Below are 13,707 nucleotides of genomic sequence, written 5' to 3'. Positions count from 1 at the left end.
CTCGACCTCGCCGACGCCATCGACCTCGACGACGCCGTCCGGCGCGGAGCCGAGCAGTTGGCCGAGCTCGGCAACACCGAGTCGCTCGACGTGCGCCGGTCGTTGGCCGTCGGGATGCTGGCGCGTGGTGAGCAGGCGCTGGAGTTCGAGAGTCCGGACCCGGTGGTTTCGGCAGGCTCAACCACCCAACTGAGCGGCTCAACCACTCCGTTGGGCGCCTCAACCAGCCCGAAGGCCCGCGACGTCGTGCTCTACGTGCACCTCTCCGAAGCCGCCCTCCGCTCGGGCGACCGCAACGCCCCGGCGTGGCTGGAGAACGCCGGCGGGCACCTCGTCACGACCGGGCAGGTCGCCGAGTGGTGCGGGGCAGGCTCCACCACCGGGACCACGAGGATCACCGTGCGGCCGGTGCTCGACCTCGCGGAGACCCTGCACTCGACCGGCTACCAACCCAGCCCCACACTCACCGAGCAGATCGAGCTCCGGGACCGCACCTGCGTGTTCCCCTGGTGCAACCGCCCCGCCCGAGGCTGCGACAAGGACCACCTCGTCCCCTGGGAGCAAGGCGGCCCGACGTCGAGCGACAACCTCGCCGCGCTCTGCAGACGCCACCACCGGATGAAGACCCACGGCGGCTGGACCTACACCATGCTGACCCCCGGTGAGTACCTCTGGCACAGCCCCCACGGACACACCTGGCACCGCGACCGCACCGGCACCACCGAGCTCACCCCGGATCCGGTCGAGCCGCCACCGCACCGACGAACCAGCTGACCCGCACCCCGCCGCGACCCGGCGGGGCCACCGGCGTGCCCACGGGCATGGGACGCGAGCGCGTGTGAGACCTGACACCGCGGCGACGAGCGTGACCAGGTCGCGCGGGGGTACCTGGCCGGGACGCCCGGGCGGGGCAGCGTTCCCCGTCGTAGCCGAAGGCCCGGGTCCCACCGACTCACGACGGAGACCCTCATGTTCTTCTTCTTCAGCAACCGCCTCGGTTGCGCAGGATCGTTGTTGCTGTCGATCGTCGTCACGGCGGTGTTGATCCTCGTCCTCAGCCGATAGCGCAGGCCTGACGGGATCCGGGAGCCGCCTACCGCACCCGCTGGACCCGGCCCTCGTCCCAGACCGGCACGTCGGACTCGTAGACCGAGCCGTCCTCGCCGAACACCACGAAGCGGTCGAAGCCACGGGCGAACCAGCGGTCGTGGGTGACCGCGAGCACGGTGCCCTGGAACTGCGCCAGGCCCTCCTCCAGCGCCTCGGCGGACTCCACGTCGAGGTTGTCGGTGGGCTCGTCCAGCAGCAGCAGCGTCGCACCGGAGAGCTCGAGCAGCAGCACCTGGAAGCGCGCCTGCTGACCGCCCGAGAGCGACTCGAACGCTTGCTCCGCGGCGTGCGCGAGCTCGTACCGGTCGAGGACCCGAGAAGCCTGCTCGCGGCCCATGCCGGCGCGCCCCTGGGGCGAGCCGTCGCCGCGGTGGAGCACCTCGAGCAGGGTCCGGCCGATCAGCTCCGGGTGCTCGTGGGTCTGGACGAACCAGCCCGGGCGCACGCGCGCACCCAGCTTGGCCTTGCCGGAGTGGCGCACGGGCAGGATCTCGGCCTCGCCGACGGGACGGTGCTCGACGTCGGGGTCGGAGCCACCCGCCGCCAGCAGGCGCAGGAAGTGCGACTTGCCCGACCCGTTGGAGCCGAGCACGGCGACGCGCTCGCCGTACCAGACCTCGAGGTCGAAGGGCCGCATCAGCCCGGTGAGCTCGAGCGACTCGCAGACCACCGCTCGCTTCCCGGTGCGACCGCCGGTGAGGCGCATCGTCACCTGCTGCTCGCGCGGGATCGCCTGGGGCGGTCCGGCGTCCTCGAACTTGCGCAGCCGGGTCTGGGCGGCCTTGTACTGCGACGCGAGACCGTCGTTGTACTCCGCCTTGATCTTGTAGCGCAGCACGAGCGCCTTCAGCTTGGCGTGCTCCTCGTCCCACCGGCGCCGCAGCTCCTCGAAGCGGGCGAAGCGGTCCCTCCGGGCCTCGTGGTACGACGCGAACCCGCCGGGGTGCGTCCAGGCCGTGTTGCCCGCGGCGCCCAGCTCGACGGTGATGATCCGCGTCGCGGTGTTGGCCAGCAGCTCCCGGTCGTGGCTGATGAACAGGACCGTCTTCGCCGACTCCCGGATCCGTTGCTCCAGCCAGACCTTGCCGGGCACGTCGAGGTAGTTGTCCGGCTCGTCGAGCAGCAGCACCTCGTCGGGCCCGGCGAGGAGGTACTCCAGCACCAGGCGCTTCTGCTCACCGCCCGAGAGCGTGCCGAGCGCGCGGTACTTCGCCCGGTCGAAGCCGACCCCGAGCGCCTCGGTGCAGCAGCCGTCCCAGACGACCTCGATGTCGTAGCCGCCCGCGTCGCCGAACTCCGCGAGCGCGGCGGCGTACCGCATCTGGGTCGCCTCGTCGTCGACGTCCATCAGCCGCTGCTCGAGCCGGTCGACCTCGGCGGCGGCCTCCCGCACCCGCGCAGGCGCGACCGACAGGAGCAGGTCGGCGACGGTGGGGTCCTCCCCCAGGCCCTGCCCGACCGCCTGTCGCATCACACCGAGACCGCCCGAGCGGGTCACGGCACCGGCGTGCGGCGTGAGCTGGCCGGTGATGATCCGCAGCAGGGTCGTCTTGCCGGCCCCGTTGGCGCCGACGAGGGCGACCTTCGCGCCGTCGCCGACCCGGAACGCGACGTCGTCGAGCAGCACCCGGCCGTCGGGCAGCTCGTAGCGCACTCCGGCGACGTCCACGTGACCCACGAGAGGCGATTGTCCCTGTTGCCGGGGCTTCGCGCACCCGGGTTTGGCGACGGTCTAGGAGTGGCTCGCCACCAGGTTCAGGCCGATCACACCGAGCACGATCAGGCCGAGCGACACGGCCTTGAGCCAGCCCATCGACTCCCCGAGCCAGAGATACCCGATCACCGCGACGGCGGCGGTGCCGAGACCCGCCCAGACGGCGTACGCGACGCTCACCGGGATCGACCGCACCACGACCGCCAGCAGCCAGATCGACGCGGCGTAGCCACCGAGGACGACCGCGCTCCACGCCGGCTGGGTGAACCCGGCCGCCTTCGGCAGGATCGCCGTCGCACCGACCTCCACCGCGATCGCGACCACCAGCAACACCGCTGCGCCGAGCACCTGAACCACTCCTCCGAAACCGTGCCGACCGCCTCGCGGGCCGTCGGTATGTAGCACTCGCTACATACCTCCAATGTAGCACATGCTACGTTTGGTCCATGGCGATGGACCGGGACGACCTGCTCGACCGGATCAGCGACCACGTCCTCGCGCACGGGCTGATCGGCCTGTCCCTGCGGCCCGTCGCTGCAGCGGTGGGCACCAGCGACCGGATGCTGATCTACCACTTCACCAGCCGCGACGCCCTGGTCTCCGCGGTGGTCGCGCGCACGTCGGAGCGGGCCGTGGCCCAGGTGGAGGCCCTCCCCGGCGCCGCCTCGGTGCGGTCCGGCGTGAACCGGCTGTGGGCGGCGTACCAGACCCAGCCGCTGTCCCGGTGCCTCGACGTCTACTGCCAGGCGGCGGCCACGGGCCTGATCGGACGCGAGCCCTACCTCAGCGACGCGCGCGCGAGCAACGCGGCCTGGGCGGCCGCGCTCCGTGACTACTTCATGCGCTGCGGCGCGTCGCCCCGACGGGTCGGCCGGATCGTCACCCTGGTCGACTCGGCCCTGTACGGCTTCCACCTCGACCTGACCACCGACCGGCCCACCGAGCTGGCGCGCGGGGTGGACGACCTGGCCCTCGCGGCCCAGGCGATCGCGGGCTGATCCGGGCGACGGGCGCCGCGGTCAGTCCAGCGCGGCCCGTCCGGCCTCGAGCCGCGCGACCGGCACCCGGAACGGCGAGCAGGACACGTAGTCGAGGCCGACCCCGTGGAAGAAGTGGATCGAGTGCGGGTCGCCGCCATGCTCGCCGCACACCCCGACGTGCAGGTCGGGGCGGGTGGACCGGCCCTTCTCGGTGCCGATCCGCACGAACTCCCCGACGCCCAGCGTGTCGAGCGACTCGAACGGCGAGACGTCGAAGATCCCGTTCTCCAGGTACGGCGAGAAGAACGACGCCTCGACGTCGTCGCGCGAGAAACCCCACGTCATCTGGGTCAGGTCGTTGGTGCCGAACGAGAAGAACTCGGCCGATCGGGCGATCCGGTCGGCGAGGATCGCCGCGCGCGGCAGCTCGATCATCGTGCCCAGCTTGTAGGGCACCTCGCCCCGCTCCGCCTTGACCTCGGCAGCCACCTTGTCGAGGTGCCGGCGGACGACGTCGAACTCCCGGACGCTGGCCACCAGCGGGATCATGATCTCCGGCTGCGGGTCGCCGCCCGCGTCCCTCCGGTCGGCCGCCGCCTCGAGGATCGCCCGGGTCTGCATCTCGAAGAGCCCGGGGATCAGGATGCCGAGCCGGACCCCGCGGAGCCCGAGCATGGGGTTCTCCTCGTCCAGTCGGCGGACGTGGTCGAGCAGCACCCGGTCGTGCTCGTCGATCTTGCCGGCGTCCTCCTGGCGGGCCACCTTCACGGAGAGCTCGGTGAGGTCGGGCAGGAACTCGTGCAGCGGGGGGTCGATCAGCCGGATCGTCACCGGCAGGCCGTCCATCGCCTCGAGGATCTCGGTGAAGTCCTGCCGTTGCAGGGGCAGCAGCTCGGCGAGCGCGGCCTCCTGCGCCTCGGTCGACTCCGCGATGATCAGGTCCTCGATCAGCTGACGGCGCTCACCCAGGAACATGTGCTCGGTCCGGCACAGGCCGATCCCCTCCGCCCCGAACCGGCGTGCGCGGGCAGCGTCCTCGGCGGTGTCGGCGTTGGCCCGGACCCGGAGCCGGCGCGCGGAGTCGGCACGGGCCATCGCGGTCGCCACCGCCCCGACCAGCTCGTCGGCGTCGGTCTCCGCCTCGCCCTCGAAGTGCCGGACGATCAGGGAGTCGCGCACCGGCACCTCGCCGGCGTACACCGCGCCCGTGGTGCCGTCGATGGAGATCACATCCCCCTCGTGCAGTGTGCGCCCGTCGCGGACGGTGACCGTGCGGGCCGCCGCGTCGACGTCCAGCGCCTCGGCACCGCACACGCAGGTGCGGCCCATGCCGCGCGCGACCACGGCCGCGTGCGAGGTCTTGCCACCGCGGCTGGTCAGGATGCCCTGGGCCGCGACCATGCCGTGCAGGTCGTCGGGGTTGGTCTCCTTGCGCACCAGGATCACGTGCTCCCCACGGGCAGCCCACTCGACGGCCGTGGCGGAGTCGAAGACCGCCTTGCCGACCGCCGCACCCGGCGAGGCGCCCATGCCGGTGGCGAGCAGGTCGTGGTCGGTGCTCTCCTCGAAGCGGGGGAACATCAGCTGGGCCAGCTGCGCGCCGGTGACCCGCTGGAGCGCCTCGTCCTCATCGATCAGCCGCTCGGCCACCATGTGGCGCGCGATCCGGAACGCAGCCTCGGGCGTGCGCTTGCCGACGCGCGTCTGCAGCATCCAGAGCTTGCCGTGCTCGATGGTGAACTCGATGTCGCACATGTCGCGGTAGTGCTTCTCGAGCACGTCCATGATCCGGATCAGCTCGTGGTACGACGTCTTGTCGATCCGCTCGAGCTCGGCGAGCGGCAGCGTGTTGCGGATGCCGGCCACGACGTCCTCGCCCTGGGCGTTCTCCAGGTAGTCCCCGTAGACGCCCTGCTTGCCGGTCGAAGGGTCACGCGTGAAGGCGACACCCGTGCCGGAGTGCTCGCCGCGGTTGCCGAAGACCATCGCGATGACGGTGACCGCGGTACCCAGGTCGTCCGGGATGCGCTCCTGGCGGCGGTAGAGCCGGGCCCGGTCGGTGTTCCACGAGTCGAACACCGCGTTCACGGCCAGGTCGAGCTGCTCGCGGGGCTCCTGGGGGAACGGGCGGCCGGCGTGCTTCTCGATCAGCTCCTGGTACGTCGTGACCAGACCCTTGAGGTCGTCGGCCTCGAGCCCCGTGTCGGCCGTGACGCCGCGCTCGGCCTTCAGGGCGTCGAGGGCGTCGTGGAAGACGTCGCCCTCGATGCCCATCACCGTGGCGCCGAACATCTGCAGGAGCCGGCGGTAGGAGTCCCAGGCGAACCGCTCGTTGCTCGACGTGGCCGCCAGGCCCAGGACCGACTCGTCGTTGAGGCCGACGTTGAGGACCGTCTCCATCATCCCGGGCATCGAGAACTTCGCACCCGAGCGCACCGCCACGAGCAACGGGTCGTCGGGCTGTCCGAGCTGCTTGCCCATGGCGTACTCGAGCGTCGCGAGGTGATCGGTGATCTGGGCGGCCAGCCGCACCGGCACGCGCCCCTCGGCGAGGTACTCGCGGCAGGCGTCGGTGCTGATGATGAAGCCGGGCGGCACCGGCAGCCCGAGCCGGGTCATCTCGGCGAGGTTCGCTCCCTTGCCGCCGAGCAGGTCCTTCTGGTCCTTGTCACCCTCTGCGAAGTCGTACACGAGCTTGCTCATGATCCGATCATCCTCCACGTCTCTGCCGCCTCGTCGCCGGGCCGGGCGTGTCCCCGGGAGCAGTGCCGGCCGGCGCGGGCGGGCCCAGCAGATCGACAGCATCCCGCTGCACGGCTCCAAGGAAGCACACAGATTCCCGATGGATCCTTCTTGTCATGAGCAAGAGCCGTGACCTCAGGATCCGCCGCAGCCGTCGTGCCCAGCAGGGCATCGTGGCCCTCGGCGCCGCCGGTGCCCTCGGCACCGCGGTGGCCCTCGGTGCCGCGTCTGCCGCAGGTGGCGCGACGGCCACCACGACCACCGGCACGACGACCAACCAGGGCAGCACCGGCACGTCGACCGGTACGTCGAGCGGCACCACCGCGAACACCGGCACCACGAGCCACTCCAGCAAGAGCAGCAGCCTCGCCGGCTCCGGCAAGAGCAGCAGCTCGAGTCACGCGACCACGTCGGGGTCGTGATGACCGCCGTCCGTGACTGGGAGCAGTGGAGCACCAGCTGTCGCCTGGTGGTGACCGCGCCGGAGGCCCTCGCGGCCGCCGGCGCCGTCGTCGACGAGGTCCTCGCCGACATCGACCGCGCCTGCAGCCGGTTCCGCCGCGACAGCGAGCTGCTCACCCTGACCACGGACGCAGAGGGCTGGAGCCGGCTGAGCCCGACCCTGGCCGACCTCATGGCGGTCGCCCTCGACGCGGCCCGGCACACCGACGGTGCCGTCGACCCCACGATCGGCGCCACGCTGGTCGATCTCGGCTACGACCGCGACATCGAGGAGCTCCGGGACGGTGCGGCCGTTCCGGTCCGCGTCGTACGCCGGCCCACCGGGTGGCGCTCCGTCGTCCTGGACGGCACCCGGATGCGCCTCGCCCGCGGCACCCAGCTCGACCTGGGCGCGACCGCGAAGGCCGTGGCCGCCGACTGGTGCGCGGAGGCCGTCGCCGATCGCCTGGGCACGGGCGTGCTGGTCAGCCTCGGCGGCGACATCGCCACCGCCGGCCCGAGCCCCGAGGGCGGCTGGCAGGTGACGGTCCAGGACCTGTCCACCGACCTCCCCCAGCAGATCACCCTCGCCGACGGCGCCGCCGTCGCCACCTCGAGCATCGCGCGCCGCACCTGGCTGCGCGAGGGCGTCGCGCTGCACCACCTGGTCGACCCGGTCACCGCCCGGCCGGCGACCGGCCGCTGGCGCAGCGTGACGGTGGTGGCCCCGACCTGCGCCCGGGCCAACACGGCGGCGACCGCCGCGCTGGTCAAGGGCGACGCAGCCGTCGCCTGGCTGCAGCACACCGCTCTTCCCGCCCGGCTGGTGTCCCACGACGGCGACATCGCCACGCTCAACCAGTGGCCGAAGGAGATCGCCGCATGAGTGCAACCCTGACCACCGCCCTCTGGGACCTCGGCCGCGGAGCCGGCGTCGCCGCGCTCGTCGCGTTCACGATCTCCCTCGTGCTGGGGATCGTGACCCGCTCGGGTCGCGACGCACTGGGGCTCGGCCGCTTCGGCCTCAACGAGGTCCACCGCACCGCAGCGCTGACCGGCGTCGGGCTCGTCGCGGTCCACCTCGGCACGCTGCTGTTCGACCCGTACGCCCAGCTGCGCCTCGTGGACCTGGTGTTCCCGTTCCTCGGCAGCTACCGGCCGCTGTGGCTGGGCCTGGGCACGCTGGCGGTCGACCTGCTCGGCGTCATCACCGTGGTGAGCCTGCTGCGCGACAAGGTCGGTCCGCGCGTGTTCAAGGCGGTGCACTGGGCGACGTACGCGTTGTGGCCGGTGGCGCTGATGCACGCGATCGGCACCGGGACGGACGCCGCGACCCTGTGGCTCGACGGCGTGGCCCTCGGCTGCGTCGCCGCCGTGGCCGCGGCCGTGACCTGGCGGCTGTCGCCGTCCTTCGACACCCGAGGCTGGACCCGTACGCCGAGGCAGGTGGCCCGATGACCGTGACGACCGACGTGTCTGCTCCCCCGCTCGGCGAGACCCGCCTGCTCGCCGACCACCCGGGCGACCGCGTCCCGCAGGTCAGCACCCGCTCGCTGATCGACCTGCTGGAGCGGGCCGGCCTCACCGGACGCGGCGGCGCCGGCTTCCCGACCGCACGCAAGCTCGCCGCCCTCGAGGGCCGTCGTCCGGTGGTCGTCGGCAACGCCATGGAGGGCGAGCCGCTCAGCCACAAGGACGCCGTCCTGCTGCACAAGTCGCCCGACCTGGTGCTCGACGGCCTCGAGGTGCTTCGGCACGCGTTGCGGCCGAGCCGCACCGTGCTGGCGCTCGGCGCGCGAGTTCCCATGCCTCCGGAGCGCCGGGGCATCGAGGTCCGCCGCCTCCTGGACTCGTTCGTCGCCGGCCAGGAGACCGCTCTGGTCAACCAGCTCAACGGTCACGACCCCGTGCCGACGGACCCGTCGACCCCCGTCTTCCGCAAGGGTGTCGGCGGTCGGCCGACGCTCGTCCTCAACGCCGAGACGCTGGCCCAGCTGGCCCTCCTCGTCCGCTACGGCGCCACCTGGTTTCGCAGCCAGGGCCTCCAGGACGACCCGGGCACCTTCCTGATCTCGCTGACCGAGAGCCGGCCCGGCCTCCTCAACCACCCCGGTGTCCTCGAGGCCCGCCGCGGCGTGCCGCTGCGCGAGGTGCTCGAGCGCGGCGGCGCCGACCCGCGGGAGGTGCAGGCGGTCCTGATCGGCGGCTACCACGGCGCCTGGATCCCCGGTCACGCTCTCGACACTCCCCTGTCGCGACCCGGCCTGGCACCGTTCGGCGCGACCCCCGGCGCCGGCATCGTGCACCTGCTCGAGACCGGCGCCTGCCCCCTCGACGTGTCCGCCCGCGTGGCGACGTACCTGGCCAGCCAGAGCGCCCGGCAGTGCGGACCGTGCCTCAACGGCCTGCCGCACCTGGCCCGCACCATGACCCGGCTGGCGCGCCCGGGCGCCGACCCGGCCCTGCTCCAGGAGCTCGACCGGGTGCAGCACCTGGTCACGGGCCGCGGCGCGTGCAAGCACCCCGACGGCACGGTGCGCTTCGTGTCCAGCACGCTGCGCGTGTTCGACCGGCACGTGACCGAGCACTTGCACGGCCACTGCGACAGCCACCGCACGGGAGGTGTACGCCGATGACCACGAGGTTGCACGTCGACTGGACGCGCTGCGACGGGCACGGCTCCTGCGCGGAGCTGCTGCCCGAGCTGCTCGGCTCCGACGAGTGGGGCTTCCCGCTGTCGCGGACCGGCGAGCCGGAGCCGCGGGTCCCGCGTCAGCTCGACGACCTCGCCCGTCGTGCGGTGAGCGCCTGCCCGCTGCAAGCGCTGCGGCTGCGCGAGTCCGCCTAGGAGGCGGTCAGTCCGCGCGCCGCGACTCCAGCACGCGGAAGCCCTTGGCGCTGGCGACCTTGGCGGTCGGGTAGCCCTGCTCGGTGAGCCACCCGGCGAGGGAGTCCGCGCCGAGGTTCTTGCCCACGACGAGACGGGCGCGTCCGTCCGGAGCCAGCCGCGGGAGCCACGTGAGCAGCAGCTCGTGCAGCGCCTCCTTGCCGATCCGGATCGGCGGGTTCGACCAGATCTCGTCGAAGACCGCCGCCGGGTCGACCTCGTCGGGCCGACAGGCGACGAAGCGGTCGTCGATGCCGAGGGCGGCAGCGTTCTCGTTGGCCAGCAGGACGGCGCGCTCGTTCACGTCGATCGCGGTCACCCGGCACTCCGGCACCGCGACCGCGATCGCCAGCCCGATCACGCCGTACCCGCAGCCGAGGTCCAGCACGCTGCGGGCGCCCTCGGGGGCCGCCTGCTCACGCAGCAGCACCCCGGTACCGATGTCGAGCCTGCCCTGGGCGAACACGCCCGAGCCGGAGGTCAGCTCGAGCCAGTGTCCCCAGACGTTGGCGCTCACGGGGATCCGCTTGAACGCCGCCTGCGGGTCGGCGGTGAAGTAGTGCTCCTCGGCCATGCCCACCATCCTGCCGGGCGCGACAATCCGGTGGGCAGCCGGACCGGCGCGACCTAGGGTGGGCGCGTGACAGATCCGTCTCCGCGGCTCCCCTGGATCGTGCTGTGCGCGCCGGAGCACGCCGACGTCCTGGAGAGCGAGTTCGGCCGCTACCTGCGCGACTACGACATCCGCGTGGCGCGCTCCGGCGAGGAGACCGCCGAGCTGCTGAGGGCCGCGCGCACCGGCGGTCACCAGGTCGCGCTGCTGGTCACCGAGTCCCGCCTGCCCGACGACCAGGTGCACATGGCGATGCACGCGTGGCGCGGGATCGTGCCGACGGCGCGACGGATCGTGACCGCGCACTGGGACCACTTCATGGACGACGCCGCGGCCCTGCGCCCGGGCCTGGCGACCGGCAAGTACGACGCCTTCCTGCTGATGCCGCGGGGAGCGCGGGACGAGGAGTTCCACACCGCCGTCACCGAGCTGCTCTCCGACTGGGGATCGACCGTGGCGGCGCCCGAGGTGGTCGCCGCCGAGATCGTCACGCCGACTCCCGACACCCTGACGGCCCAGGTGCGCGACTTCCTCGACCGGATGGGCATGCCGAGCGCGGTCGTCCACCCCGACTCCCAGCGCGGAGCCGAGCTGCTGGCGTCGTACGACGGCCCGCGCGACTACCCGATCTTCAGCCGCATCGGCCGACCGCCCCTGGCTGTCTCGTCGGTGCGCGACGTGGCCTCGCTGATCTACGGGCGACCCGCCGACATCGACGTCGAGCGGGTGGTCGACCTGGTCGTGCTGGGCGCGGGCCCCGCCGGCCTCGCGGCGGCGGTCTACGGCTCCTCCGAGGGCCTGAGCACGGTGGTGATCGAGGCCGACGCCATCGGCGGCCAGGCCGGCACCAGCTCGATGATCCGCAACTACCTCGGCTTCCCGCGCGGCATCTCCGGCATGCGGCTCGCCCAGCGGGCCCGCAACCAGGCGATCCGCTTCGGCACCCAGTTCTTCACCGGCTGGCCGGTGACCTCGGTCGAGCCCGGCGCCGACGGCAAGCCGCACGTCGTGCGCACCGAGGGCGGCGACGTGCACGCCCGCGCCGTCGTGATCTCCACCGGCGTGGACTACCGCCGGCTCGGCATCCCGGCCCTCGAGGACCTCGTCGGCAACGGCGTCCACTACGGCGCCGCCGTCAGCGCTGCCCGGGAGCTGGAGGGCTACGACGCCGTGGTCGTCGGCGGCGGCAACTCCGCCGGCCAGGCCGCCATCCACCTGGCCCGGTTCGCCCGCTCGGTGACCATCCTCGTCCGGCGACCCGACCTGTCCGCGACGATGTCGGACTACCTGATCCGCGAGATCGGCTACAACGACGTGATCCGGGTGCAGCCGTGCGGCCAGGTCGTCGACGGCGGCGGGGACGAGCGCCTCCAGTGGATCACCGTGCGCGACCTGAACACAGGCGAGGAGACCCGACGCGAGGTCGCCGGCCTCTTCCTGCTGCTCGGCGCCGAGCCCGGGTGCGGCTGGCTGCCCGAGGCGATCTGCCGGGACGACCGTGGCTTCGTCCTCACCGGTCGCGACATCCCCAAGCACCTCTGGGTCGGCGGCAGCCCGCCGGCCAACCTCGAGACGTCGGTGCCGGGCATCTTCGCCGCCGGGGACGTCCGCGGCGGGTCGATGAAGCGCGTCGCCGCGGCCTCCGGGGAGGGCGCGTCGGTCGTCCCGCTGGTGCACGCCTACCTGGGCTCGGCGTAGCTCCCGGTCAGTCCTCCAGGGTGCGCACGACCCGCGAGCGCTGCGCCTGGGACGCCAGGTCGGCGTCCGCGGGGTAGCCGACCTCCTCCAGCGTCAGCCCGTGGGGCTGGACGACGGTCACGGCTGAGTCGCGCACTCGCGCGGCGAGCACCTCGGCGACCCACGTCGCCTCGCGACGCCCCTCGCCCACGGCGACCAGGCAGCCGACCAGCGAGCGCACCATGTTGTGGCAGAACGCGTCGGCCCGGACGGTCGCTTCGGCCACGCCGTCCACCCGGCGCCAGGACAGGTCGAGCAACGAGCGGATCGTGGTGGCACCTTCGCGCTTCCTGCAGAACGACGCGAAGTCGTGCTCCCCGAGCAGGACCGCGGCCGCCTGGTTCATCCGGTCGACGTCGAGGCGCCGCGGCCAGGCCAGCACGTGGCCGCGGGTGAGCGGGTCCATGACCGACGGGTCGTCGGCGATCCGGTAGCAGTAGCGTCGCCAGACCGCACTGAACCGGGCGTCGAAACCCTCGGGGGCGGTCCGCACCCCGTGCACCCGTACGTCGCGTGCCAGCACCCCGTTGAGCCGGCGCCGGAGTGCGTCCTCGGGTGGCTCGTCGCCCCGGCCGGCCGCCGCAACGAGCCGATCGGGATCGACGTCCACATGGGCGACCTGGTGCCGGGCGTGCACGCCGGTGTCGGTGCGGCCGGCGACCGTGAGGGCCGCCCCGGTGGTGCGGAGGACGGTGTCCAGGGCTGCCTCCAGGTCGCCCTGCACGGTGCGGAGGCCGCCCTGCCGGGCCCACCCGTGGAACGCCGACCCGTCGTACGCGAGGTCGATCCGCAGGCGCTGGGGAGTGCTCACCGGCACAGTGTTCCAGCCCTCTGGAAGGCTGTGCGCGTGTCCCCCAGCCGTCCCGCTCCCGGCCGCTACGCGCCGCGTCGTCTGCTCCTGCTGGTCTCGGGCTGCGTGGTCCTCGGAGTCGGAGTGGGTCTGCTGCTGACCGCGAAGCTGGGGTCGGACGGCTACTCGACGCTGGTCAACGGCATCTCGATCGCCACCGGGCTCTCCTTCCTCGTGTGCAACCTCGCTGTCAGCGCGGTGTTCCTGCTGCTCGCGGCCCTCCGGCGACTGCTGCCCGACGTCGGCACGGTCGTGCAGATCGTGGTGGTCGGCTACACCGTGTCGCTCGTGCTGGGCGTGCTCGAGACCCCCGGCGGGCTGGCCGCGCGCTCGGCGTACCTGGTGGTGGCGTTCCCGGTGCTGGCGGTCGGCATCGCGGCGTACCTGGGCAGCAACCTCGGCGCCGGACCCGCGGAGGGCGCCGCACTGGCCTGGGACCCGCCGGTGCCGTTCAAGTGGAGCTACAGCGCCGTGCAGGGCGGTGGCGCGCTCGTCGGATGGCTGCTCGGCGCCGCGATCGGACCCGGGACCGTCGCCGTCGTCCTCCTGCTGGGGCCGGCGGTCGACCTCGCCGCCCGAGCCCTCCGGGTCAACGTCACCCAAGGCCGCGCAGAAGCCTGAGGATTGGATTGC

General features: G+C 72.8%; 14 protein-coding genes. 9 read left to right on the top strand and 5 right to left on the bottom strand.

The window, feature by feature from the left end; all coding sequences use genetic code 11:
* On the top strand, positions 1-774 hold a 774-nt coding region (locus EFL26_RS04880), incomplete at its 5' end, for an HNH endonuclease signature motif containing protein (protein ID WP_246000019.1).
* A 319-nt stretch (positions 775-1,093) separates the two neighbouring features.
* Here EFL26_RS04880 and EFL26_RS04875 read toward each other — a convergent pair.
* Together EFL26_RS04875 and EFL26_RS04870 are read right to left on the bottom strand one after the other, a co-directional pair.
* On the bottom strand, positions 1,094-2,788 hold the full coding sequence (locus EFL26_RS04875; protein WP_123221776.1) for an ABC-F family ATP-binding cassette domain-containing protein: 1,695 nt from the start codon (positions 2,786-2,788) through the stop codon (positions 1,094-1,096).
* A 54-nt stretch (positions 2,789-2,842) separates the two neighbouring features.
* A complete protein-coding gene (locus EFL26_RS04870) occupies positions 2,843-3,172 on the bottom strand; it encodes a DMT family transporter (RefSeq protein ID WP_246000017.1) in 330 nt (109 codons plus the stop codon).
* Between the two features lie 98 nt (positions 3,173-3,270).
* On the opposite strand from EFL26_RS04870, the gene EFL26_RS04865 reads away from it, so the two are divergent.
* Positions 3,271-3,822: a TetR/AcrR family transcriptional regulator gene (locus EFL26_RS04865; RefSeq protein ID WP_221176846.1), complete on the top strand. Its 552-nt coding sequence runs from the start codon at positions 3,271-3,273 to the stop codon at positions 3,820-3,822.
* 21 nt (positions 3,823-3,843) lie between these two features.
* Here the strand turns inward: EFL26_RS04865 and ppdK are convergent, their stop codons facing one another.
* The gene (ppdK, locus tag EFL26_RS04860; protein ID WP_221176848.1) at positions 3,844-6,510 is read right to left on the bottom strand and encodes a pyruvate, phosphate dikinase; all 2,667 of its coding nucleotides are present in this window, start codon (positions 6,508-6,510) and stop codon (positions 3,844-3,846) included.
* A 152-nt stretch (positions 6,511-6,662) separates the two neighbouring features.
* Between ppdK and EFL26_RS04855 the strand changes: the two genes are divergently transcribed.
* The 5 genes from EFL26_RS04855 to EFL26_RS04835 are packed head-to-tail and all read left to right on the top strand — an operon-like array spanning position 6,663 to position 9,835.
* Positions 6,663-6,968 (top strand): hypothetical protein, encoded by a 306-nt coding sequence (locus EFL26_RS04855; RefSeq protein WP_123221775.1) that lies wholly within the window; start codon positions 6,663-6,665, stop codon positions 6,966-6,968.
* A complete protein-coding gene (locus tag EFL26_RS04850) occupies positions 6,968-7,873 on the top strand; it encodes an FAD:protein FMN transferase (RefSeq protein WP_123221774.1) in 906 nt (301 codons plus the stop codon). Before EFL26_RS04855 ends, EFL26_RS04850 begins: the two co-directional genes overlap by 1 nt.
* Positions 7,870-8,445, top strand: coding sequence for a ferric reductase-like transmembrane domain-containing protein (locus EFL26_RS04845; RefSeq protein WP_123221773.1), 576 nt, complete (start codon positions 7,870-7,872; stop codon positions 8,443-8,445). The genes EFL26_RS04850 and EFL26_RS04845 overlap by 4 nt, the downstream gene beginning before the upstream one ends.
* Positions 8,442-9,623 (top strand): NADH-ubiquinone oxidoreductase-F iron-sulfur binding region domain-containing protein, encoded by a 1,182-nt coding sequence (locus EFL26_RS04840; RefSeq protein ID WP_123221772.1) that lies wholly within the window; start codon positions 8,442-8,444, stop codon positions 9,621-9,623. The genes EFL26_RS04845 and EFL26_RS04840 overlap by 4 nt, the downstream gene beginning before the upstream one ends.
* Positions 9,620-9,835, top strand: a complete 216-nt coding sequence (locus tag EFL26_RS04835) for a ferredoxin (protein WP_123221771.1) — start codon at positions 9,620-9,622, stop codon at positions 9,833-9,835. Before EFL26_RS04840 ends, EFL26_RS04835 begins: the two co-directional genes overlap by 4 nt.
* Before the next feature lie 7 nt (positions 9,836-9,842).
* Here EFL26_RS04835 and EFL26_RS04830 read toward each other — a convergent pair whose 3' ends face one another.
* On the bottom strand, positions 9,843-10,448 hold the full coding sequence (locus EFL26_RS04830) for a class I SAM-dependent methyltransferase (RefSeq protein ID WP_123221770.1): 606 nt from the start codon (positions 10,446-10,448) through the stop codon (positions 9,843-9,845).
* Positions 10,449-10,514: 66 nt separating this feature from the next.
* Between EFL26_RS04830 and EFL26_RS04825 the strand changes: the two genes are divergently transcribed.
* Positions 10,515-12,185, top strand: coding sequence for an NAD(P)/FAD-dependent oxidoreductase (locus EFL26_RS04825; protein WP_123221769.1), 1,671 nt, complete (start codon positions 10,515-10,517; stop codon positions 12,183-12,185).
* Between the two features lie 7 nt (positions 12,186-12,192).
* On the opposite strand, the gene truA is transcribed toward EFL26_RS04825, so the two are convergent.
* Positions 12,193-13,035 carry a tRNA pseudouridine(38-40) synthase TruA gene (gene truA / locus EFL26_RS04820; RefSeq protein ID WP_123221768.1) on the bottom strand — a complete coding sequence of 281 codons (843 nt, stop codon included), beginning with the start codon at positions 13,033-13,035 and terminating at the stop codon, positions 12,193-12,195.
* A 36-nt stretch (positions 13,036-13,071) separates the two neighbouring features.
* Here truA and EFL26_RS04815 point away from each other — a divergent pair, with 36 nt between their 5' ends.
* Positions 13,072-13,695, top strand: a complete 624-nt coding sequence (locus EFL26_RS04815) for a DUF6198 family protein (RefSeq protein WP_148046632.1) — start codon at positions 13,072-13,074, stop codon at positions 13,693-13,695.
* Positions 13,696-13,707 lie beyond the last annotated feature (12 nt).

The organism is Nocardioides pocheonensis (assembly GCF_003725535.1).
In the GTDB taxonomy this organism is placed as follows: Bacteria; Actinomycetota; Actinomycetes; order Propionibacteriales; family Nocardioidaceae; genus Marmoricola; species Marmoricola pocheonensis.
The sequence above is the reverse complement of the archived record's forward strand: the minus strand, read 5'-3'. Positions and strand labels throughout refer to the sequence as shown.

Bases quoted from the DNA above. Each gene is read 5' to 3' on its own strand.
- EFL26_RS04835 (WP_123221771.1), top strand. From the start codon at position 9,620: ATGACCACGAGGTTGCACGTCGACTGGACGCGCTGCGACGGGCACGGC.
- EFL26_RS04845 (WP_123221773.1), top strand. From the start codon at position 7,870: ATGAGTGCAACCCTGACCACCGCCCTCTGGGACCTCGGCCGCGGAGCC.
- EFL26_RS04840 (WP_123221772.1), top strand. From the start codon at position 8,442: ATGACCGTGACGACCGACGTGTCTGCTCCCCCGCTCGGCGAGACCCGC.
- EFL26_RS04865 (WP_221176846.1), top strand. From the start codon at position 3,271: ATGGCGATGGACCGGGACGACCTGCTCGACCGGATCAGCGACCACGTC.
- EFL26_RS04830 (WP_123221770.1), bottom strand. From the start codon at position 10,448: ATGGCCGAGGAGCACTACTTCACCGCCGACCCGCAGGCGGCGTTCAAG.
- EFL26_RS04850 (WP_123221774.1), top strand. From the start codon at position 6,968: ATGACCGCCGTCCGTGACTGGGAGCAGTGGAGCACCAGCTGTCGCCTG.
- EFL26_RS04855 (WP_123221775.1), top strand. From the start codon at position 6,663: ATGAGCAAGAGCCGTGACCTCAGGATCCGCCGCAGCCGTCGTGCCCAG.